This is a genomic window from Candidatus Ancaeobacter aquaticus, from assembly GCA_030765405.1.
GTDB classification, from domain to species: domain Bacteria; phylum Auribacterota; class Ancaeobacteria; order Ancaeobacterales; family Ancaeobacteraceae; genus Ancaeobacter; species Ancaeobacter aquaticus.
Map to the genome: position 1 here is coordinate 1 of JAVCCP010000002.1, position 21295 is coordinate 21295.

At 38.1% G+C, this 21295-nt stretch carries 18 protein-coding genes and 1 pseudogene; 12 read left to right on the forward strand and 7 right to left on the reverse strand.

Annotated features, from left to right (window positions below; translation table 11 throughout):
* Positions 1-233: 233 nt before the first annotated feature.
* The 6 genes from P9M13_00070 to dnaA form a co-directional block, all read right to left on the reverse strand.
* Positions 234-662, reverse strand: a complete 429-nt coding sequence (locus P9M13_00070; GenBank protein MDP8261680.1) for an archease — start codon at positions 660-662, stop codon at positions 234-236.
* A gap of 65 nt (positions 663-727) precedes the next feature.
* Positions 728-3208: a DNA gyrase subunit A gene (gene gyrA, locus P9M13_00075; protein MDP8261681.1), complete on the reverse strand. Its 2481-nt coding sequence runs from the start codon at positions 3206-3208 to the stop codon at positions 728-730.
* Between the two features lie 92 nt (positions 3209-3300).
* Positions 3301-5754 carry a DNA topoisomerase (ATP-hydrolyzing) subunit B gene (gene gyrB, locus P9M13_00080; protein ID MDP8261682.1) on the reverse strand — a complete coding sequence of 818 codons (2454 nt, stop codon included), beginning with the start codon at positions 5752-5754 and terminating at the stop codon, positions 3301-3303.
* Entirely contained in the window at positions 5754-6065 is a 312-nt protein-coding gene (locus tag P9M13_00085) for a DUF721 domain-containing protein (protein MDP8261683.1), read from the reverse strand. The genes gyrB and P9M13_00085 overlap by 1 nt, the downstream gene beginning before the upstream one ends.
* A gap of 4 nt (positions 6066-6069) precedes the next feature.
* Positions 6070-7164 (reverse strand): DNA polymerase III subunit beta, encoded by a 1095-nt coding sequence (gene dnaN / locus P9M13_00090; GenBank protein ID MDP8261684.1) that lies wholly within the window; start codon positions 7162-7164, stop codon positions 6070-6072.
* 225 nt (positions 7165-7389) lie between these two features.
* Entirely contained in the window at positions 7390-8739 is a 1350-nt protein-coding gene (gene dnaA / locus P9M13_00095) for a chromosomal replication initiator protein DnaA (GenBank protein MDP8261685.1), read from the reverse strand.
* A gap of 406 nt (positions 8740-9145) precedes the next feature.
* Here dnaA and rpmH point away from each other — a divergent pair, with 406 nt between their 5' ends.
* The 10 genes and pseudogenes from rpmH (at position 9146) to rsmI (ending at position 19001) form a co-directional block, all read left to right on the forward strand.
* Positions 9146-9280, forward strand: a complete 135-nt coding sequence (gene rpmH / locus P9M13_00100; protein ID MDP8261686.1) for a 50S ribosomal protein L34 — start codon at positions 9146-9148, stop codon at positions 9278-9280.
* 53 nt (positions 9281-9333) lie between these two features.
* Entirely contained in the window at positions 9334-9723 is a 390-nt protein-coding gene (rnpA, locus tag P9M13_00105) for a ribonuclease P protein component (protein MDP8261687.1), read from the forward strand.
* Positions 9720-9932 carry a membrane protein insertion efficiency factor YidD gene (gene yidD / locus P9M13_00110; protein ID MDP8261688.1) on the forward strand — a complete coding sequence of 71 codons (213 nt, stop codon included), beginning with the start codon at positions 9720-9722 and terminating at the stop codon, positions 9930-9932. The genes rnpA and yidD overlap by 4 nt, the downstream gene beginning before the upstream one ends.
* A 7-nt stretch (positions 9933-9939) precedes the next feature.
* Complete coding sequence (yidC, locus tag P9M13_00115; GenBank protein ID MDP8261689.1) at positions 9940-11532, forward strand: membrane protein insertase YidC; 1593 nt, start codon at positions 9940-9942, stop codon at positions 11530-11532.
* 2 nt (positions 11533-11534) lie between these two features.
* Positions 11535-12935: a tRNA uridine-5-carboxymethylaminomethyl(34) synthesis GTPase MnmE gene (mnmE, locus tag P9M13_00120; protein MDP8261690.1), complete on the forward strand. Its 1401-nt coding sequence runs from the start codon at positions 11535-11537 to the stop codon at positions 12933-12935.
* A gap of 97 nt (positions 12936-13032) precedes the next feature.
* Positions 13033-14829, forward strand: coding sequence for a tRNA uridine-5-carboxymethylaminomethyl(34) synthesis enzyme MnmG (gene mnmG, locus P9M13_00125; GenBank protein ID MDP8261691.1), 1797 nt, complete (start codon positions 13033-13035; stop codon positions 14827-14829).
* 171 nt (positions 14830-15000) lie between these two features.
* Positions 15001-15753 (forward strand): annotated as a pseudogene (locus tag P9M13_00130) (AAA family ATPase).
* Between the two features lie 195 nt (positions 15754-15948).
* On the forward strand, positions 15949-16800 hold the full coding sequence (locus tag P9M13_00135) for a ParB/RepB/Spo0J family partition protein (protein MDP8261692.1): 852 nt from the start codon (positions 15949-15951) through the stop codon (positions 16798-16800).
* Positions 16801-16879: 79 nt separating this feature from the next.
* Complete coding sequence (locus tag P9M13_00140) at positions 16880-18025, forward strand: M48 family metallopeptidase (protein MDP8261693.1); 1146 nt, start codon at positions 16880-16882, stop codon at positions 18023-18025.
* Between the two features lie 142 nt (positions 18026-18167).
* The gene (gene rsmI / locus P9M13_00145) at positions 18168-19001 is read left to right on the forward strand and encodes a 16S rRNA (cytidine(1402)-2'-O)-methyltransferase (protein ID MDP8261694.1); all 834 of its coding nucleotides are present in this window, start codon (positions 18168-18170) and stop codon (positions 18999-19001) included.
* 463 nt (positions 19002-19464) lie between these two features.
* Here the strand turns inward: rsmI and P9M13_00150 are convergent, their stop codons facing one another.
* Entirely contained in the window at positions 19465-19896 is a 432-nt protein-coding gene (locus P9M13_00150) for a prepilin-type N-terminal cleavage/methylation domain-containing protein (protein ID MDP8261695.1), read from the reverse strand.
* A 205-nt stretch (positions 19897-20101) separates the two neighbouring features.
* On the opposite strand from P9M13_00150, the gene P9M13_00155 reads away from it, so the two are divergent.
* Together P9M13_00155 and P9M13_00160 are read left to right on the forward strand one after the other, a co-directional pair.
* Positions 20102-20299, forward strand: a complete 198-nt coding sequence (locus P9M13_00155; GenBank protein ID MDP8261696.1) for a hypothetical protein — start codon at positions 20102-20104, stop codon at positions 20297-20299.
* A gap of 96 nt (positions 20300-20395) precedes the next feature.
* Positions 20396-21079, forward strand: a complete 684-nt coding sequence (locus tag P9M13_00160) for a hypothetical protein (GenBank protein ID MDP8261697.1) — start codon at positions 20396-20398, stop codon at positions 21077-21079.
* Positions 21080-21295: the final 216 nt, after the last annotated feature.

Here is a 21295-nt window from a genome sequence, read left to right on the forward strand (position 1 = left end):
AAACATAAGTAAAATCACCTCTCTTTATTAATTATATTCCGATATTTATATGATGCTATCGGATTATAACACAAAAAAAATAGTTGGCAATATAAATAGTTGGCAATATTTACAGATTTTTACTCCCTTAACTTAACACCTATGGGGGGAACCACACCGACGCGGTGAGGCTAGCCGCCGGCGGAAAATATCCCCCTATACGCTAAACGCTATCCGCTCTACGCTACAACTTTCTATACATCCAAAATTACTTCTGTTTTATATGTGTAATTTTCGTGTGTGATTTTAAGATTATGATATGTTGCGGCTTTTATTTCTTTTGCATATTTTCTGTCTTCAACAGCTATATTATTAAAAATGCATTTCGCTGAGAGGTTGATGCTTGCTGCAAATTCAATTTTTGCAGATTCAAAAAGCATGTGTTCTGTATAAAAGAGATATAAAATATCATTTAGCCAATCAACAAAGAGATCTTCTATTGTATCTGCGTGTAGATTAATTTCTTTTTCAATACTATTTTTGAAAGGAACTTTCTCTGGAAAGATTTGAAGTGCGAGACCGCATGCTGCCTGCAAGAATAATTCTGCGTAGCTTTTTGCGGTAACCGTCATCGAAATATCAGCGGTATGGGCATTAAAGGTGTATGGCTTTTCATTATTCATGTTTTTACCACAAATGAAAAAGGGCCCCGATTGAATCAGGGCCCTTGTAGATTACTTATTCTTTATTACACATTTGTAGGTTCTTTATTTTCATCTTCAATTGCTTCTGCTACCTTTGCCTCGTCTTCTTCTATGACACGTGTTACCGCGACAAGCCTGTCACCCTTATCAAGATTAATGAGGCGTACGCCTTGCGTGTTTCTTCCAATAATCCGTATTGCCTTTACACCGACACGAACCATCTTGCCATTGGCTGAAATCATCATGATCTCATCGTTATCAACGACTTTATTAACACCAACAACTCTACCGTTTTTGTCCGTTGTCTTTACCGCAATTATACCTTTTCCTGCTCTGCTTTGTGTGCGATACTCATCAAAGTTTGTTCGTTTTCCATACCCGTTTTCCGTAACAACAAGAAGCGTCGCATCAGTTTCAACCACCTCAATGCTTTCAACTTCATCCTTTTTGTTGAGCTTGATTCCTCTCACTCCACGAGTGGCTCGTCCTTGATCTTTTGCTTGAGCTGTCGGGAAACGTATAGATTGACCTTCACGTGTCGCAAGAACGATCTCATCGTCCTGTTTTGTCAGTGCCACACCGATAAGCTCGTCACCCTTATCAATATTGATCGCTATAATGCCGCCTGTCCGTGGATTGCTATATAGTGACAACTTGGTTTTCTTTACCACTCCAAGCTTTGTTGCCATAAAAATACTGCGCGTTTCATCAAACTCTCGTATGCAAAGCATCGCGGCAACTTTTTTATCCGCGGCTATATTTAAAAGATTAACTATCGCTTTACCTTTTGTTGCGCGGCCGCCTTCGGGAACTTCATAGACTTTTTGCCAGTGAACCATCCCGTCTTCGGTAAAAAACAATATGTAGTCATGTGTTGACGCGGTAAAGAGATGCTCTACATAATCTTCTTCTTTTGTCTCCATTCCGGAAACACCTTTCCCGCCACGTCGCTGTTGCCTGTATAGGCTGACAGATGTCCTCTTAATATATCCACGATGAGAGATAGTTATAAGACATCCCTCATTTGCGATAAGGTCTTCTATCTTTAATTCTTTTTCGTCCGGCACAATATCGGTACGGCGAGGATCACCATATCGTTTCTTGAGATCGTCTAGATCTTCTTTAATAAGGCCAAGCACTTTCTGTTCACTTTCAAGAATTGATTTAAGATAATTAATTCTTTTTATAAGTTCAAGGTACTCCGCTTCGATCTTTTCTATTTCAAGACCAGTTAACTGATAGAGCCTCATTTCAAGTATTGCATTTGCCTGTATTTCGCTTAGCTTAAACTTTGAAAGAAGTTTTGCTCTGGCCATATTTCTATCTTTTGCCGCGCGGATTATTTTTACTATTTCACCGATATTCGCTATCGCGATTTTGAACCCTTCAAGGATGTGCGCTCTGTGTTCAGCTTTTGCGAGCTCGAACTTTGTTCTGCGAAAGATAACCTCTTTGCGATGATCAATGTAGCAGATCATCATTTCTTTAATGTTCATAACGCGCGGTTTGCCCTTATCAAGCGCAAGCATTATCGCACCAAACGTATCCTGCATTTGTGTGTGCTTGTAAAGCTGGTTTAAAACAACCCTCGCAAGCTCACCTCGACGTAATTCTATAACGATTCTCATGCCGTCTTTATCAGACTCATCACGAATGTCAGTAATCCCGGGAATTACTTTATTATTAACTAAATCTGCAATCTTTGTTATGAGATTGGATTTATTTACGGTGTACGGTATTTCAGTAACAATAATTGATTCTTTGCCAGATTTTGCTGGTTCAATACCCGCACGTGCACGCATCTTTATAAGGCCGCGACCTGTTTCGTACATTCTTTTTATCTCTTCTACGCCACAGATAAGTCCACCAGTAGGGAAATCCGGGCCCTTTACAACTTTCGTAATATTTTTTATTGGTATTTCAGGGTCGTCTATAAGCAGTTTTAATCCGTCAACAATTTCATCAAGATTGTGTGGAGGAATGTTTGTTGCCATTCCGACTGCAATACCGCTTGATCCATTGATCAATAAATTTGGAACTTTAGCTGGCAAGACAACAGGTTCTGAGAGAGTCTCATCAAAATTTGGCCTGAAATCCACCGTGTCTTTTTCAATATCTACCAGAATTTCTTCTGCTATTTTAGCCATGCGTACTTCGGTATATCTCATAGCCGCGGCACTATCTCCATCAATCGACCCAAAGTTACCTTGTCCGTCAATCAGAGGATAGCGCAATGAGAAGTCCTGCACTAATCGTACCATGGTGTCATATACCGCTGAGTCACCATGCGGATGGAATTTACCAAGCACTTCACCGACAATACGGGCAGATTTTTTGTGCGGTTTGTTGTGTGTATTACTAATCTCATTCATTGCAAAAAGCACTCTGCGATGCACCGGCTTTAATCCGTCACGCGCATCAGGTAATGCACGGCCAACAATGACGCTCATTGAATAATCAATATATGATTTCTTCATTTCATCTTCGATGAGAACAGGAACTATTTTTTCATTTCGTGTATACAACGTACAACTCCTTTATAAAGTTTTATTATTTATATCTTCTTAAAATTGTTTTTATATTTTTTCTATGAACGAGCAATTATGAACTAAATAATTTATATATCCAGATTTTGGACATGTAATGCGTTATCTTCAATAAATTTCTTTCTCGGCTCTACTTGATCTCCCATCAGCACCGTAAACATCTCGTCTGCCTCAACCGCATCTTCAATCTTCACTTTGAGAAACACGCGATTTTCCGGATCCATTGTCGTTTCCCATAGTTGTTGGGGATTCATTTCTCCAAGACCTTTGTACCTCTGTATTGACATTCCTTTTTTGCCAATTTTTCGGATTTCTTCAATGATGTCAAGCGCAGAGAATATTGGCAACTTTTCGTCATCAGCAATCATTTGAAAGAGCGGCTTTCCTTCCGCATCAGCCCTTTCAAAAGGAATTTCTTTTTTCTCAAAATCATTTATTATGCGTGCAAGGTCCCGTGACTCAAATATTTCAAGAACATCTATTCCTTTTGTGTCTTTTTTGTCTGCCTCTCCGATTTCTTCTTCATCAAATATTTCTAACTGTTCGCCGGTCTTCTTTTCTTCTCGCTCAGTAAGCGCGGCGAGTTCTTTATCAGAGTAAAGGAATTCTTCATCATCGGTTATTCTCACACGATAAACGGGGAACCCTTTCTTATTGTCTTTTAGGGTAAGATATTTCTGAAAATCTATCCCCTTTTTCATAAATTGCTGCGCAATCTGTTCGAACTCGGTAATAGTATTTAAAATATTTTCGAGTGTTTTCTCTCTAAACTCTTTTTTATCTTTTACACGAACCAAAACAATGTCTTCTTTTCCGAGCTCTAAAAGAAGGTTGTTCATTTCATTTTCGCTTCCAATATATTGTTCGCGTTTCTTTCTTTTAATTTTATAGAGCGGTGGCTGTGCAATATAAATGTATCCTCGCTCGACAAGCTGTGGCATTTGACGGTACAAAAACGTTAAAAGCAGTGTCCGTATATGCGCTCCGTCAACATCCGCGTCAGTCATGATTACTATTTTATGATATCTGAGTTTTTCGAGATCAAAATCCTGCTGTCCGATACCCGCGCCAATGGCGGTAATTAAAGTGCGTATTTCTGTGTTATTAAGAATTTTATCTACTCGCGCCTTTTCAACATTTAATATCTTACCTTTTAATGGAAGTATCGCTTGAAAGCGTCTGTCGCGCCCCTGTTTTGCTGAACCGCCCGCAGAATCTCCCTCAACAATATAGAGTTCGCATAAAGCCGGATCACGTTCAGAGCAGTCTGCAAGCTTGCCTGGTAGTGCCGCCGTATCAAGCGCGCCTTTACGACGTGCAAGGTCGCGTGCTTTTCGCGCAGCTTCGCGCGCACGTGCGGCATTTAATGATTTGTCTACAATTTTTCGTGCAATTGACGGGGTCTCTTCAAGAAATGTCCCGAGTCCTTCATTAACGAGCGATTCTACAATACCGCTTATCTCGCCGTTCCCCAGCTTTGTTTTTGTCTGGCCTTCAAACTGAGGAGTTTTAAGCTTAACGCTGATAACGGCCGTTAACCCCTCTCGAATATCATCTCCTTGCACCGAAACATTGTCACCCTTTATAAGCTTTGCGTTTTTTGCATAGGTATTAATCGTACGGGTAAGCGCAGATTTGAATCCGCTCAGATGGGTACCACCCTCAATGGTGTTAATGTTATTTGCAAAAGAAAAAATGTTTTCGGAATAACTGTTATTAAACTGCATCGCAACTTCAACTTCAGTGTCTTCTTTTTGATTCTGTATATGGATGACTTTTTTGTGAACCGTTTCTTTATTTTTGTTAAGAAACTCAACAAAAGACAAAATGCCGCCCTCATATTTAAATACGCGTTCGCGTACAGGATCGGTCTTTTCATCTTTTATCGTTATATTAAGTCCCTTATTAAGAAATGCGAGCTCTCTTAAGCGGTTCGAAAGTGTTTCAAAGCTATACTCTTTTTCTGTAAATATTTCTAAATCAGGCTTAAAGACAACTTTTGTGCCAGTATGTTTTGTTTTTCCGACAACCTCAAGCTTTGATACGGTTCTTCCTTTTTCATATCGCTGGTGATATACCTTGCCGTCACGCCGCACTTCCACTTCAAGCCATTCGCTTAGCCCGTTCACACATGATACGCCGACACCATGCAAACCGCCGGATACACGATAGGCCTTATTATCAAATTTACCACCGGCATGCAATGTGGTCATTACAACTTCTAGTGCCGGTTTCTTTTCTGTTTTATGCATATCTACCGGAATCCCGCGACCATTATCAATAACCGTGATACTGTTATCAGGATGAATGATCACATCTATTTTTGTACATATTCCGGCAAGCGCTTCGTCAATACTGTTATCAACGACTTCATACACTAAATGATGTAATCCACGCAAACCAGTATCACCAATATACATAGCCGGTCTTTTCCGTACCGCCTCAATCCCTTCTAAAACCGAGATCGTCGTAGCATTGTATTTTTCTTTTCCTGTTGCATCTACATTATTTTTATCTTTTACCATTAAATTTTTCCTATCTTAAACTTTATGTCTTTAATTTTTTTATTGCCTATTACCGCATTTAACTTTTCTATGATTGCGCCTTTATAGTACCTGCTTAACTCATTAAACCACACAGAAGAATCAACATGTACCATGAGGAGCCCCTTCTTCATCTCAACCGGTTTTGTGTGCTGAGATACTTCAACCCCTACTGCACTGTTCCATGCACTTGCAATTTTCATATGCACTTCACACTGCTCGTTACCAAACTGACCAAGTATTGACTTAACAATCTCTCCTACGGGAGTAGGATATCTTTTCTCTATATTCATACCGCTACGTAAGTCTCATTGGCATAATAACATATACATAATTTTCATCAGTCTTAATAATGCCTGGGCTTGCTGAATCTATGAGCTCAACAAATACTGATTCATCATCTAACGCCTTAAGCACATCTAGTAAATACACCGGATTGAATGCTACCGTCAACTCTTTTCCATCATATTTTATAGGAACTTCTTCGCGTGCCTCACCAACATCTGGTGTATTGATCGAAATTGTTAATATATCCTTAGCAAAACACATTTTCACCGAATTAAGCCGTTCGCTGACTAACACGCTCACACGCTTAACCGCACTCAAAAACTCTTCCCTTGCAACAGATACCCTTTCATTAATTTTACTTGGTATAACCTGCTGATAATTGGGAAATGCACCCTCTATCAAACGTGATACCAGCATACTCTCATCCATATCAAATGCTACTTGATTGGCTGCAAATGATATCCTCATAGATCCTTCATCTTTTAATATACGCGAAAGTTCAAGTATAGCCTTTGCAGGAATAATAGCTGACACCTTCACGCTAGAAGGAATCTCTTGCTCTTTTTCAATAAGTGCAAGTCTCCTACCATCAGTAGCTACTGCTAATATTTTACCGTCCTTTACTACCAAAGATATGCCGTTTAGTACGTATCGAGTCTCATCATGAGATATAGCAAACGCTGTTTTCTTAATAATATCTTTAAATACTTTCTGATCGATTTTAAATGAAGCGGTATCTGCAAAATGAGGTAATTTAGGAAACTCGTCTTTCCCCATACCCATAATTTTAAAAAATGATGCCCCACATTTAATGGAGGTAATATTGTTGTCTGTTGCATCAAGACTCACCTGCTGGCTTGGAAGTTCCCGCATAATATTTGACAAACGTTTTGCCGGAAGGGTTGTATGTCCCTCTTGACTTACTTTTGCAGGAAATCGGCATTTAATACCAACTTCAAGATCTGTTGTAGTAAGAGCAATAGAATCTTTTTCAGCTTCAATTAACACATTTGATAAAATTGGTAACGTTGTTTTTGTGCTGACAATATTTTGTACCATTTGTATACAACCTAAGAAAGTATCTCGACCACATTGCACTTTCATATCTTCCTCCTCGTTATCAACATTCCCTATATATACTATATACTATAGATATTAAATTAATAGTAGTAGTAGTTATTATGCTCTGTGAATAATAGGTTTTTCCCAGTAAAGCACTCTTGAGTATCTTGTGGATAAAATGCTAAAAACCCTAACGTTGTTAACAGGTAAAAAAAATGTCAAAGTTATAAACAAGTTATCAACAGCATCTACACACATGTATTAAAGTTACATCTTTATTCTTTTAATAAGCACATTAACATTCTTACGCAAAGAATAATCTTCCTTCATCTTTGATTCAATGAGTCTCACCGCATGGAGAACCGTTGAATGATCTCGTCCGCCAAATGCCTCTCCTATTTCAGGAAGAGAGTGAGAGGTTAACGATCGAGAGAGATACATCGCGATCTGTCGAGGAAACGCAATTGTTTTTGGACGTTTCCGGCTTTTCATATCAGCGACTCGAATATCGTAAAGTTCAGCAACCTTCTTTTGTATAGTATCCATACCAATGATCTCGGATTCTTCCGTAACAAGAAGATCCTGCAGGACTTCTTCAGCGATCTCTATTGTTAATTTACTTCCCGTTAATGAAGCATAAGAGACCACCCTGATCAAGGCCCCTTCAAGTTTTCTAATATTTGATTTAATGCGATTTGCCAAAAAAGTAGCGATTTCGTCGGGAAGATTAAGGTTTGATATCTCAGCTTTTTTGCGTAGAATGGCAATGCGTGTTTCAAGATCAGGCGGCTGCATATCGGCAACAAGCCCCCACTCAAAACGATTCACGAGCCGTTCCTGTAATCCAGGAATTTCTTTTGGGTGTCGATCGCTTGATAATACAATCTGTTTATGATTATTATGGAGCGTATTAAAAGTATGGAAAAATTCTTCTTGTGTTTGCTCTTTTCCTTCGAGAAATTGAATGTCGTCAATTAAAATTACATCTACATTTCTAAATGTATTTCTAAATTTTATTGTTGTCCGATTCTGAATGGAAGTAATTAATTGGTTTGTAAAGTCTTCACTGGAAACATAACAAACGTTCGCTCTTTTGTTTTTTTGCATAAGAAAATGGCCTATACCATGCATGAGATGTGTTTTTCCTAAACCAACGCCGCCATGAATAAAAAGCGGGTTATATATCTTTGCGGGTGATTGAGCGACGGCAACACAGGCAGCATGACAGAACCTGTTTGATGAGCCGATAACAAAACTATCAAATGTATACTTAGAATTAAATGAAGGCGTTGCGCCTGGTTTCTTTGCTCTTGCAACTGGACGAAATTGTTTTACGGGCGTTTCTTTTTTTATCTGTTGTTCTTTCGACGGAAGGACAGAAAAAATTATCTTGATACGTTGCCCTGTAATTTCTTCGAGAGATTTTTCAATAAGTGTATGGTAATGTTCTTTTACCCAATCACAATAAAATTTATTAGGTGCAGAAATTTCAAAAGCAGTATCAGACAATGAAACAGGACACAACGGCTTGAACCATGTTTCGTAAATTGTTGTTCCAAGATTTTCTTCAATCTTATCTTTAAGTGAATTCCAAAGCGTTGCAGAGTTAGAGCTCAATGTTAAAATCCTTTATATCGAAAAGCCAAAAGCGGCAGTTTATCATTGGTGTTAAACGCGAAGTTTTACACATGTAATTTAAGACGGAGTGATTTTACAATTGCGCACACTTTTATGCAAGATAAATTTAGTTATCAACAAAGTTTTCTACAGGACACAGAAAAAACGCGCGGCCTGTGGAGAATTAGAAAAAGTAAAATCAGAAAAAAATGAGCGCAACAAGATCACTAAAAAGATTCTAGAAAACGATATATTCGTTTTCCGCTTGACAGCTAAAACAATTTCTCTATAATTAGCCGTTTACTATTGGATTCTAAGAAACATCCCTAAAGGGATAATTCGACTAACGAAACCCTCATAGCGTTGCTTGTGAGTTTCGAGTCTCATTTTATAATAAGGAGATATCATGAAAAGAACATACCAGCCTTCCAACAGAAGAAGAAGCAGAACTCACGGTTTTCTCGAGAGAATGAAAACTGCAGGCGGAAGAGCAATCCTAAACCGTCGTCGCAGCAAGGGCAGAAAAAGAGTGAGCCTCTAAAAGTTGGCATTAGCACTATTAATAATGGAAAAAGTGAGAATTAGAGCCAAATAATGTGTCCTGCCGAGAAAAAAGCTCTATCAAGATGTACTTTTCGCAAGCATGAGCGACTTGTAAAGCAAAAAGAATTCAAGGATATCATCACTCACGGAAAGAAATTCGCCACACAGCATATCCTTTACTATATAAAGAAGAACGAGCTTCCCTATAATCGTTTAGGGGTGTCAATATCAAGAAAAACGGGAAACGCAGTCGTTCGAAACCGCTGCAAAAGAAGAATTCGTGAGCTTTTCCGCACACATAAAAAGGAAATAGCACAAGGATTTGATATCTGCACGGTTATAATAAAAGACATCGGATCTCTAAAGCATGAAGAGCTTAAGACTGCTTATATAAATATGTTACACAAGATTGCGGCAAGATTTGGCGAGGATAAATCATGAAAAAAATATTCATGGGAATCATCAAGGGTTATCAAAGATACGTTTCACCGTTTTTTGGGCAGCATTGCCGGTTTTACCCCTCATGTTCAGAATATGCGAGACAAAGCATAGAGAAAAAAGGGGTTCTGGTTGGCGGCTATTATTCAATTATACGATTATTTAAATGTCACCCCTTTCATAGCGGTGGATTTGACCCAGTAAAAGAATAGGAAAGATATGGATAAAAAGGCAATTATTGGAATAGCGTTATGTTTACTAGTACTAATACTCTATCCTTTCTACATAAATAAGATTTTTCCGCAGAAGCAGCAAGAAGAGAAAGCCTCTATTGCGCAGAAGGCGGAGCCTTCATATGCAGAGAAAGCTGTTCCGGTAGAAGAAATCGCGGCTGAAATAAAATCAACGCCTGACTATAAAGAAGAAGAGTTCTTTATTCAAACCGACCTGTATAACATCGTTCTTTCAAATTATGGCGGAACAATAAAAAGATTACAATTAAAGAAGTATAAAGATAAAGATGATAAAGAACATGACCTTGCTCTTGAAAGAGACATTCCGGTAAAACCTCTAGCACTTACAAACGTTGGCCCGCTTGGCGATCTTTCAAAAGCGCTTTTTACAGGAAGAATAGAAGGCAAAAAGGTTGTTTTTGAGCACGTCACAGAAGATAAGATATCCATTAAGAAGATATTTTATTTTGATGAAAACGAATATATATTTAAGGTGAGAATTGTTTTTAAGAATAGTTCCAACAGTGGGTTAGGTATCAATAGTTATCAAATGGTGTATGGGACAATCTTTCCTATAGTCAAAAAAACTGGTATTAGCGAGCTCGGCTTGACCGTGCTGGAGCAAAGCGGTACCGTTTTACGGGAAAAAGTCAAAAAAATTAAGGAAAAAACAGAAACACGAGGGCCATGCGAGTGGGCTGGCATGCAAAATCAGTATTATGCGCTGATCGCAAAGCCTGAAACATTGATTCAAGACGTTGTAACTGTTCCCCTCTACGGGGACAACAAGAAAAAAGTTGAAGGACTATCATCCTCAATAAGAATGGAAGGGTTTTCTCTTGCGCCGGGCGGCGTACATGAAGAAGAGTTTGTCTTTTTTATGGGCCCAAAAGAATACTCTTTAATGAAAAAAGCGCCGTATAAGTTTGGGAAAATTCTCTATTTTGGCTGGTTTGGCTTTATAAGTGAATGGATTCTCATCGGCTTAAATTTCTTCTATAAATTATTTCATAACTATGGCATTGCCATAATTGTAATAACGCTCATCATCAAGCTTGTCATGTATCCTTTGACGGCAAAAAGCATGAAATCAATGAAGCAAATGCAGGCTATACAGCCGCTCGTTAATGAAATACGTGCTAATAATAAAGACAATCCTAAAAAGATGCAAAAAGAAATGATGATGGTGTATAAGGAGTACAAAGTTAACCCTATGAGCGGGTGCTTGCCCATGCTTGCTCAATTACCGATATTTATTGCGCTCTTTACGACTTTGCGTGGCGCAATAGAGTTAAAGGGTGCGAGCTTCTTGTGGATACACGACTTATCTGTTCCTGATACCGTATTTTCAATTGGTGCTATACCAGTAAACATATTACCCCTTATTATGGGCGTTACTATGGTGTGGCAGCAAAAACTTACTCCTGTGGCAGATCCAAATCAGGCAAAAATGATGATGCTTATGCCCGTTGTTTTTACCTTTTTATTTTATAACTTCCCTTCAGGATTGGTCTTATACTGGCTAGTAAATAATATTCTCAGTATTTGGCAGCAATATAAAATCACAAAAAGCGCCTAAAGATGTCAATCCGTGACACAGAAAAAAATGTTACCGAAGATACCATTGCCGCTATTTCTACAGCTATGGGCATTGGCGCTATCGGAATGGTAAGAATAAGTGGCTCAAAAGCACTTCATATTGCCGACAAGATCTTCACATCTTCCGACAGGCAGAAACCGTCTAAAACACCATCTCACAGGATCTTACACGGCCATATATGCGCAAATAAAGCAACTATAGACGAAGTGTTGGTAACAGTGATGAGGGCCCCTCATACATATACCCGCGAAGATGTTATTGAAATAAGCGGGCATGGCGGCATGCTCTCTCTTCGAAAAATACTCGAAGAAATAATTCGCCACGGAGCGAGAATGGCTACCGCAGGCGAGTTTACTAAAAGAGCCTTCCTAAATGGACGCCTTGATCTTTCCCAGGCGGAAGCAGTTGTCGATGTAATCAACGCAGAGACCGAATATGGGCTTGAGCTCGCTGTAAATCACTTGAAAGGTGAGCTTTCCACCCATATTTTAAAGCTTAAAAACGATATTTTAGACTTTTACTGTCCCTTAGAAGTTGCTATTGATTTTCCGGAAGAAGGCATTATCGGATATTCACAGAGTGATGTAAAAAAAAGAATTAACAAAGCAATAAAGGGGCTGAAAGCTCTTATTGAGACGCGGAATGATGGCAGAAAGGTTCGTTCAGGCATTGATGTTGTTATTGCAGGCGCCACAAATGTGGGCAAATCAAGCCTTTTTAATCTCCTTATAAAAGAAGATAAATCAATTGTTACTCACGTGCATGGAACAACGCGCAATGTGTTAGAGGATGTTGTTGTCTTGGACGGCATGCTTTATAAGATAGCTGATACTGCTGGGTTACGCAAAACAAAAGGTGTTGTAGAGCGTATTGGCATCAAGCAAACAGAGAAAAAAGTCGTTGAAGCAGACGTTATTCTCTACATTATAGACAACAATAAAGGGCCGACAAGAGACGATAAACTATTTTTGAAGAACGCAAACAAGAAAAAAATAATAATTGTAATAAATAAAATTGACTTGAAAAGGCATAAAGACATAAAAAAGATTGTAAAAGAATATACCTGCATAGAAATTTCCGCAAAGAAACATATTGGAACAGAAAATGTAATTAATGAACTCGTTAGACGAGGAAAAAAACATATTCCACAGAAAAAGATAATAAAAAATACCTTTATAATAAATGAAAGACAATACGAAGCTCTTGTAAAAGCACAAACATCCTTACAAAACGCTCAAAAAGCGCTTACAAAAAAACTTTCATATGAGTTTATTGCCTTTGATATAAAAAATACCATGCAAGCACTGGGCGAAATAACTGGTGATGATATAACGGAAGAAACATTGCACGCTATTTTTTCTCGGTTTTGTATTGGAAAATAATTAAAACAGACTAGAGACATCAGACCAGAGACTACAGACTAAAGACGAAAACAAAAGACTAAAAACAAAAATAACATTCAAAACGAGAAAAGTGAAAATGGCGAAGCCATACGATGTAATTGTTGTTGGTGCTGGGCATGCGGGCTGTGAAGCGGCGCTTGTTGCAAGCAGAATGGGAAAAAAGACACTTCTTTTCACTATCAACCTCGATAATATTGCACAAATGTCATGTAATCCCGCTATTGGTGGGCTTGCAAAAAGCCATATTGTCAAAGAAATTGATGCCTTAGGCGGTGAAATGGCGAAAAATACCGATAAAGCGTGTATTCAGTTTCGCATGTTAAATAAAAGCAAGGGTCCAGCGGTTTGGGCTCCACGGGCACAAGCAGACAAGAAAATATATCAGTTTGAAATGAAAAAAGTTATTGAACAACAACCCGGGCTTGATCTTAAGCAGGATTTGGTTGAAGAGATTATTGTTAAAAAAGGTAAAATACAAGGAGTTATAACACAAACAGGTGTTACTTATAGGGCAAAGACAGTCATTCTCACTGCAGGCACATTTTTACAGGGACGTGTTCATATAGGGCTTAAATCATATTCTGCGGGACGTTCGGGAGAAATTGCCTCTATCAATCTATCAAAAAGCTTAGCAAAAGAAGGCTTTACTCTTGGAAGACTAAAAACGGGAACGCCTGCACGAATAAATAAAAACAGCATTAATTTTAAAAAGATGGATATGCAAAATGGCGAAAAACCAATACCTTTTTCATTTTTTTCTGATGGCATAAACTTACCGCAAGTCCCCTGTTATGTGACTTATACAACAAAACACACAAAAGACATTATTAAGAGGAATTTACGTCGATCCCCACTATATAGTGGTCTCATTGTTGGTGTAGGCCCAAGATATTGTCCTTCAATAGAAGATAAAATAGTTAGGTTTTCAGATAAAGACAAACATCAGATATTTCTTGAGCCTGAAGGCCTCAATACTGAAGAATATTATGTTAACGGTGCGTCAACAAGCTTGCCGGAAGATGTGCAGGAAAAAATAATTCACAGCATCATTGGCCTTGAAGACGCATATATCATGCGACCAGCATATGCAATAGAATATGATTTTATTAACCCCACACACCTCAAATCAACACTAGAAACAAAAATAGTCAAAAATCTTTTCTTTGCAGGGCAAATCAACGGGACAAGTGGATACGAAGAAGCTGCTGCACAAGGGTTTGTTGCTGGGGTTAACGCCGTCTTCTCTATCGATAAAAAGGATCCTTTCATCCTAGATCGTTCAGAAGCATATATCGGGGTGCTCGTAGATGATCTTGTAACAAAAGGTGTCACCGAGCCCTATCGTATGTTTACTTCCCGTGCAGAATATAGACTTCTCTTAAGGCAAGATAATGCAGACCTCAGATTGATGGACTATGGGGATAAGTTTGGCCTTATAGATAAAGATGCCTATAAACGGTTCTGCAAAAAACGTGATGCAATCACCCTAGTGATAAACGATAAAAAACCGCTTACACGAGAAATGATTCATGCTGTATGTGAGACGTTAAGAAAAGAGTCTAAATCTAAAAAGAATATTATTGATAGCGCATTTATTGCTGAAGTATACGAACAGGCTGAGATACAAAAGAAATATGAAGGATACATACAAAAACAGGAAGTGCAAATACAAAAGTTTAAAAGATTGGAAAACAAGCAAATTCCCCCTGATTTCAAGTTTTCAAAAATTAAGGGCCTAAAAATAGAATCGATTGAAAAACTAATGGCTGTCCACCCTACTTCTATTGGGCAAGCCTCCCGCATCTCTGGCATTACCCCTGCAGATATATCTGTTCTCCTAGTCTGGCTCGAACGCTGCCTTCGGCAGCCTTAATCTAATAAATATAACCCCAAACAATTAATACAATAATATCGAGGCCAGTGTTCCACGTAGAACACAAGCTTCGCTTGCCTCATTTTGTTTGTGTGGAGCAGGGACAATAAAAATAAATAATTCGAAGAATTATGTTGACACGGTGTGTAATGTAGATATTATATATACCCAATGGGCAAGATAATATCTATTGCAAATCAAAAAGGCGGTGTCGGAAAAACAACAACTTCCGTAAACCTATCCGCTATCCTCTCAAAGGCAGAAGAAAAGGTCCTTCTCGTAGATTTTGATTCCCAAGGCAACGCGACAAGTGGCGTCGGGGCTACAGTTACAGGCGATCAAAAAACAATATGTGATTTTCTTACCGAAGGTGTTGATAAAGAAAGTTGTATTGTTAAAACGCTGTTTGACAAATTATGCGTTATCCCATCAGATAAAAATCTTGCAGGCGCAGAGATCGAACTTGTAAATTATGAGAACCGAGAATATGTTCTAAAGAATGCGCTTAGCGCAATTAAAGATCAATACGATTACATTATAATTGATTGTCCGCCGTCATTAGGGCTTTTAACGATTAATGCGTTAACAGCGTCAGACAGCGTTATTATTCCCATTCAAACAGAATATTATGCATTAGAAGGTCTCAGTCAGTTTATTTCTACGATAGACCTTGTAAAAGACAGCCTTAACACAAAACTAGAAATCGAAGGCATTGTTCTTACAATGTCTGATATTAGAACAAAGCTATCAAAAGAAGTAATTTCAGAGGTAAGAAATTACTTCCCAGATAAAGTATATAAAACGATTATACCAAGAAACGTTAAGCTCAGCGAAGCTCCAAGTTTCGGTAAGCCAATATGTTACTATGATATTCGTTCTCAGGGGGCGGAGAGTTATTTTTCTTTTGCAAAAGAAGTTATCTCTCAAAACGCATCGCAAAAAGAGAGCATAGAGAATCAAATAAAAGAAATTGTTGCCCAGGAAGCAACTCAGGCAATAGAAAAAGAAGAAGAGCCAATCACGGTATAGCTATAAGTAGTTAGCGCGCAATAGGATGCAAAAACACACTTTGTCTTGTAGCTTAAAACTTACAGCTTATAGCTTGTATTAGGGGGATATATGGAACAAAAATCAGTATTGGGAAGAGGGCTATCAGCCCTTATTCCAGAGAAAAAAGTTGAAAAAAATGAATCTGGTTCACTACAGCTACCAATAGAGAAAATTAGACGAAGCAGTTATCAGCCACGTGTGCATTTTGATGAAGTTGCGCAAAACGAACTCATTGAATCAATTAAAAAACGAGGCGTTATACAGCCGATTCTTGTTCGTACGAGTGATGATGGATATGAGCTCATAGCTGGCGAACGTAGACTACGTGCGGCTCAAGCGGTAGAGCTTGAAACAATTCCTGCGATTATTAGAGAAGTAGGCAATAAAGAAGCAATGGAATTAGCGCTTATTGAAAATGTACTTCGCGAAGATCTTGATCCAATTGAAGAAGCAAAAGGGTACTACCGGCTTATCAAAGAGTTTGGCCTTACGCAAGAACAAATTGCAGAAGAAGTTGGAAAAGAGAGGGCAAGCATTGCTAACTCTATGCGACTGCTGAAGTTACCTGGAAATGTGAGAGAACTAATTTCGCAAGGGTTGTTGTCGGTTGGGCATGGGAAGGTGCTTCTTTCAGTGATGGATGAAAAGACAATTGAAAAGTTATGCAAAAGCATTATTAATAGTAAGCTGTCTGTACGTGAAACAGAAAAGCTTATTGAAAAACTTCGAACAAATCCAGTCCATAAAAGAGATCGTAAAAACAGCGATCCGCATCTTGCCGCAATAGAAGATGAACTAAAAAGAAAATTTGGGACATCGGTAAAAGTATGGCAGGGATCAAAAGCAGGGAAGCTGACGATCGAATATTATTCCAAGGAAGATTTAAATAGAATAATAGAAATTCTTGGAGTTGCTTTTTAAGTCATATTTGATACTATAAAGAATAATGTTAAGGGCGATTTTTTAATCGCCCTTTTATTTAGGATTGCGAAACAATAATATGGCTACAAATACATCACCAGAAAAACTTCAAAAAGCAAAACAGTATGAAAAGATACATAATATTCTTTTTGTTGCTGAGCTTATAATTTCTTTTGCGGTATTACTCATATTTATTTTTTCAGGGTTATCGCAGTGGCTTGTTGATTTTATTGCGCCGCTATCAGTAAATATTTGGTTTAAAGTGTTTTTGTATGTTCTTATCTGTTACGTCTCTTTTTCACTAATATTTTTTCCATTAAGTTTTTATTCAGGATATCTTCTCGAACATAAATTTGACTTATCGAATGAAACAAAAAAAATGTGGTTTTTAGATTATGCAAAATCGTTAGGGATTAATATATTATTTTTATTAATTTTTGCAGAGGTTTTACATCTCTTTTTAAGAATTTCTGGAAACATGTGGTGGATATGGGCAGGTATGTTTTGGCTGCTTTTTGGTCTTGTCATTAGCAATCTTTATCCCATACTTATTCTCCCTATTTTTTATAAAGTAAAACCGCTTGAGAATGAAGACCTTGTAGAGAGGCTAATGAAACTTTCAGAATCAGTAAAAGCAAAGATACTTGGCGTCTTTGAAATGGATATGAGCCGTAAATCAAAAAAAGCAAACGCTATGTTTGCGGGGCTTGGGAACACAAAAAGAATTATTCTTTCAGACACACTCGTGTCAGATTATACGCCGGAAGAAGTCGAAGTGATTCTCGCGCACGAGCTCGGACACTTTTATTATAAACATATTATCAAACTCATTGCGATATCAACGGTATCAACTTTTGTTGGTTTGTATATAACAAACATTGCCCTGTATTCATTATGCAACCTTGCGGGATACAGCGCTATTACTGATGTTGCGGCTCTGCCGCTTTTTGCGTTAGTGTTATCTATTTTTGGTTTAGCTCTCATGCCGATATCAAATACATACTCACGTAAACTCGAAAGAGAAGCAGATGCATTTGCTTTAGAAAAAACAAATAATCCAAACGCGTTTATTGAAAGTATGAAAAAACTCGCCTCACAAAATCTTTCAAACCCGGAACCAAATCCAATACTAGAATTTATTTTATATTCACATCCAGCAATTTCAAAACGCATAAAAATGGCAGAACAATACAAAAATCAGACCAGAGACTGCAGACTTGAATAGCGGATAGCGCTTAGCGTAGAGCGTATAGTAGATAGTGAATCGTGGTTCGTGTATCGATTAGTGAAAAAAGACTTTTTATCAATACACCATTAACGATATCCAAAACTGTGACAAATTAAAACCGAAAAACGAGTGCCAAAAAATGAACAACAAAGTTGGTATTTTATATATTGTCGGTACACCGATTGGGAACTTAGAAGATATAACTCTAAGAGGTTTAAAAACCCTGAAATCTGTTGATCTTATCGCGTGCGAAGATACTCGTCACACACAAAAACTTTTAAATCATTTTTCTATTTCTACAAAAAGTGAAAGCTATCATAAGTTTAATGAAAAGAGTAAGTGCTCGCGTTTTATAAATCTTTTAGAATCGGGGAAAGACATTGCGCTTGTTTCAGATTCTGGTATGCCGGGCATTTCTGATCCTGGAAATATTCTCATAAAGGAAGTGATAAAAAATAATGTTTCGGTTATTCCTGTTCCCGGACCGTCGGCATGCATCACGGCATTGGTCGCGTCAGGATTTGATATTGATAGTTTTATTTATGAAGGATTCTTGCCGCAAAAGAAAATGGCAAAAAAGAAAAAATTAATGGAGTTTGAACACGAGGTGCGCCCCGTTGTTTTTTATGAGTCTCCAAAAAGAATTTTAGAAACACTTAAAGCTGTTGAAGAAGTGCTCGGTGATAGGGAAGTAGTTATCGCACGAGAAATAACAAAGTTTTATGAAGAATATATTAGAGGTAAGGCATCAGACGTTTTAAAGAAACTTGGTGCCAGTGAAGTGAAAGGCGAGATAGTGTTAATCATTCAAGGCGGAATCATAGAAGATGAGGCCCCTATTGATATAGAAAAAGAAGTAACACAAACTATGAAAAAGCTTAATATCACAAAAAAAGAAGCGATAACATTTGTTGCTGCGCGATATAATATCATGAAAAAAGACGTCTACAAGAAAACTATTAAAAACTCCTAGAAGATCTATTTTCTGTGCCCCTCTTGACACGCCCCATTTTATAGTGTAAAACACTGATCAATAACGGCTTATCTAACTATAATAATATTTGAGGAGTGTATAAAAAGATACTCTAGTCGAAATAGTTATCGTTTCTCAAAACGGGGTATATGCACGACAAGCATATTTGTGCTTTTGAATTTTATGCTCTCAACGGTCCATCCTTTAATCGTATTATCCGATGAGATATATGTTTTAGCCCCGCGGTCTATCTTTGATACCGGTGCGGAAACTTTACAAAAGAAAATCGCACAGGAAATCCCACCCGTTATATCGATCCTTACGAATATTGATAAAGGCGTTAAAGCTGTCCCAAAATTTCAAACCTCCCAGTGACTTCGTCACTTTTATTATGACGGTTTCGTTGTTATTATTCAGATAGGTCCCAAACAAAAAAATAAAAGACACGAAGTGTCCGAAGTGTCTAGCGGTTGCCGATGTAGGTGGAGAAAGCTGTTTTTTGCTGTTTCTTTCGGTCAGTTTCTTTAGCGGGCCATAAAACAGTAACAGTAACGTTACGCAAATTTGAGTCAGCAGACGAGGTTGTTGTTCCTGAATTTCCTGTTACAGGCGTTGATACATCTATTTCATATTGATACATTTGTTCGGGATCATCGGTAGTAGTGAAATTTGTTTTTGGAGAAGATGCGAGACTGCTGAAGACGGTAGTCGCTTTAAACTCTTCGATCTTTTTCTCACCGAGAATCACCGCTTTTGTTCTTAAACCTGCTTTTTTTGATGAGTCGATACCTACGGGGAAAAGGGTTAGAACAGAAAGGATGCCAATAGCGAGAATCGCTATAGCTGCAACAATTTCAATAAAGGTAAAAGCATTGATTCGTCTATGTAGTTTCATGATATAAGTATATACCACATCAGAACATAAAGTCAAAAGAAAACCCTTATCCCACCGCGCAGGAGTCACTATGTGCCACCTACGCGGTGAAAAAAAAGAGGTGATTGCTCCCCCAAGATAATTTTATTGATGTAAATGTAGATGCAGTGTAATATTTAGGTGTTTAATAAGAAAAAAAAGACTAACTGGGGGGAGGGGTAATATAATGAAGAAATTATTATATATTATAGCTGTTACAATGATCCTTTCAGTTACTTCTCCGTCTTATGGCTTACAGTTTATAGATAATTTTCAGAGTTCAAACTATACGTTAAATAATACCTTAAATGGTCTAAATAATAGCGATCAGGGTGGAGGAGTTTTTAACTATGATTGGGGTGGGGACAGTCGGGCCCGATCTTAATATTTATGCATATTATCTCGGCGATAAACATTATATAGCGGACGGTTCAGTGAGTGATACATACGCCCTCGATTTTTATCGTAGGAGAAAGTTTCTGTGAAGAGTATCAATAATATGTTTTGCATAGTATTTAGCGTAATAAGTTTTTTCTTGTTATCAGGATCTTGTTCGTGGGCATCCATACATATTGATGTCGTTGATGTTACCGGAAACCATATAGATCATACCTATAGTAATGCGGCAACAGCTGAAGCGATTGATTATCTTGTTGGGAATGGCTCTCAGGGGGAGTTCGCGGCAGTTTTTACTGCTGCTTTGAGTCTGGATACGGAAATAATCTATACTATATCTGCGGCGGAAGGAAAAAGAATCGTTCTTAAGCCTCCTGAAACAACAAATACTTTCCGTATTGAAAGCACACTGCAGTACGATAAGCTGACAAACGATGTTGCAAAACCACGAACAGGAACGCTCACGTTTGAGAATCTTATTGGGACAGCGCCGACTATTGCGGTAAATCAAACAAAGATATGGAAAGATGGCGCACGCATAAAATTCGGTTTTATATCTACAGGTATTACCGAAGAAATATCGTTTACGGCAATGAATATCGGGATAGGGTATTCCGGAGAGGTTGGTGTAGGTTCTCAGACGTATGATTATCATACTGGATCCGTTTTTGTGCTGTGGGATGCAGATGTCGGAACACCTGATCCCGGACAATTTGTGACGGTTGTTCCCGAACCCTCCACTTATGCACTTTTTTGTATAGGGCTTTAAGGGGCTCCCCAATGTCAAGACCAGTTTTTAAGTAAGTTAAGATATAATAGTAGTAGTGGTTTCTCTTTCTTTTTTTGCTTCTTTTTTTCGTAACTACTCAGGTACCCACCCATACGGTAAATCTGCGGATATCTTTTTTAGCTGGATTCATTGTCCATTAGATAGTATAGTTGGTGTATGCAATCAAATATACCGCTGCCAATTGGTGATATCCAA

Excerpts from the sequence above, each read along its gene's own strand:
- yidD (MDP8261688.1), top strand. The coding sequence starts at position 9,720 with ATGAAAAAAATATTCATGGGAATCATCAAGGGTTATCAAAGATACGTT.
- P9M13_00085 (MDP8261683.1), bottom strand. The coding sequence starts at position 6,065 with ATGAATATAGAGAAAAGATATCCTACTCCCGTAGGAGAGATTGTTAAG.
- P9M13_00070 (MDP8261680.1), bottom strand. The coding sequence starts at position 662 with ATGAATAATGAAAAGCCATACACCTTTAATGCCCATACCGCTGATATT.
- yidC (MDP8261689.1), top strand. The coding sequence starts at position 9,940 with ATGGATAAAAAGGCAATTATTGGAATAGCGTTATGTTTACTAGTACTA.
- mnmG (MDP8261691.1), top strand. The coding sequence starts at position 13,033 with ATGGCGAAGCCATACGATGTAATTGTTGTTGGTGCTGGGCATGCGGGC.
- rsmI (MDP8261694.1), top strand. The coding sequence starts at position 18,168 with ATGAACAACAAAGTTGGTATTTTATATATTGTCGGTACACCGATTGGG.
- dnaN (MDP8261684.1), bottom strand. The coding sequence starts at position 7,164 with ATGAAAGTGCAATGTGGTCGAGATACTTTCTTAGGTTGTATACAAATG.
- rnpA (MDP8261687.1), top strand. The coding sequence starts at position 9,334 with ATGTGTCCTGCCGAGAAAAAAGCTCTATCAAGATGTACTTTTCGCAAG.
- P9M13_00150 (MDP8261695.1), bottom strand. The coding sequence starts at position 19,896 with ATGAAACTACATAGACGAATCAATGCTTTTACCTTTATTGAAATTGTT.
- rpmH (MDP8261686.1), top strand. The coding sequence starts at position 9,146 with ATGAAAAGAACATACCAGCCTTCCAACAGAAGAAGAAGCAGAACTCAC.
- P9M13_00155 (MDP8261696.1), top strand. The coding sequence starts at position 20,102 with ATGAAGAAATTATTATATATTATAGCTGTTACAATGATCCTTTCAGTT.
- mnmE (MDP8261690.1), top strand. The coding sequence starts at position 11,535 with ATGTCAATCCGTGACACAGAAAAAAATGTTACCGAAGATACCATTGCC.
- P9M13_00135 (MDP8261692.1), top strand. The coding sequence starts at position 15,949 with ATGGAACAAAAATCAGTATTGGGAAGAGGGCTATCAGCCCTTATTCCA.
- gyrB (MDP8261682.1), bottom strand. The coding sequence starts at position 5,754 with ATGGTAAAAGATAAAAATAATGTAGATGCAACAGGAAAAGAAAAATAC.
- P9M13_00140 (MDP8261693.1), top strand. The coding sequence starts at position 16,880 with ATGGCTACAAATACATCACCAGAAAAACTTCAAAAAGCAAAACAGTAT.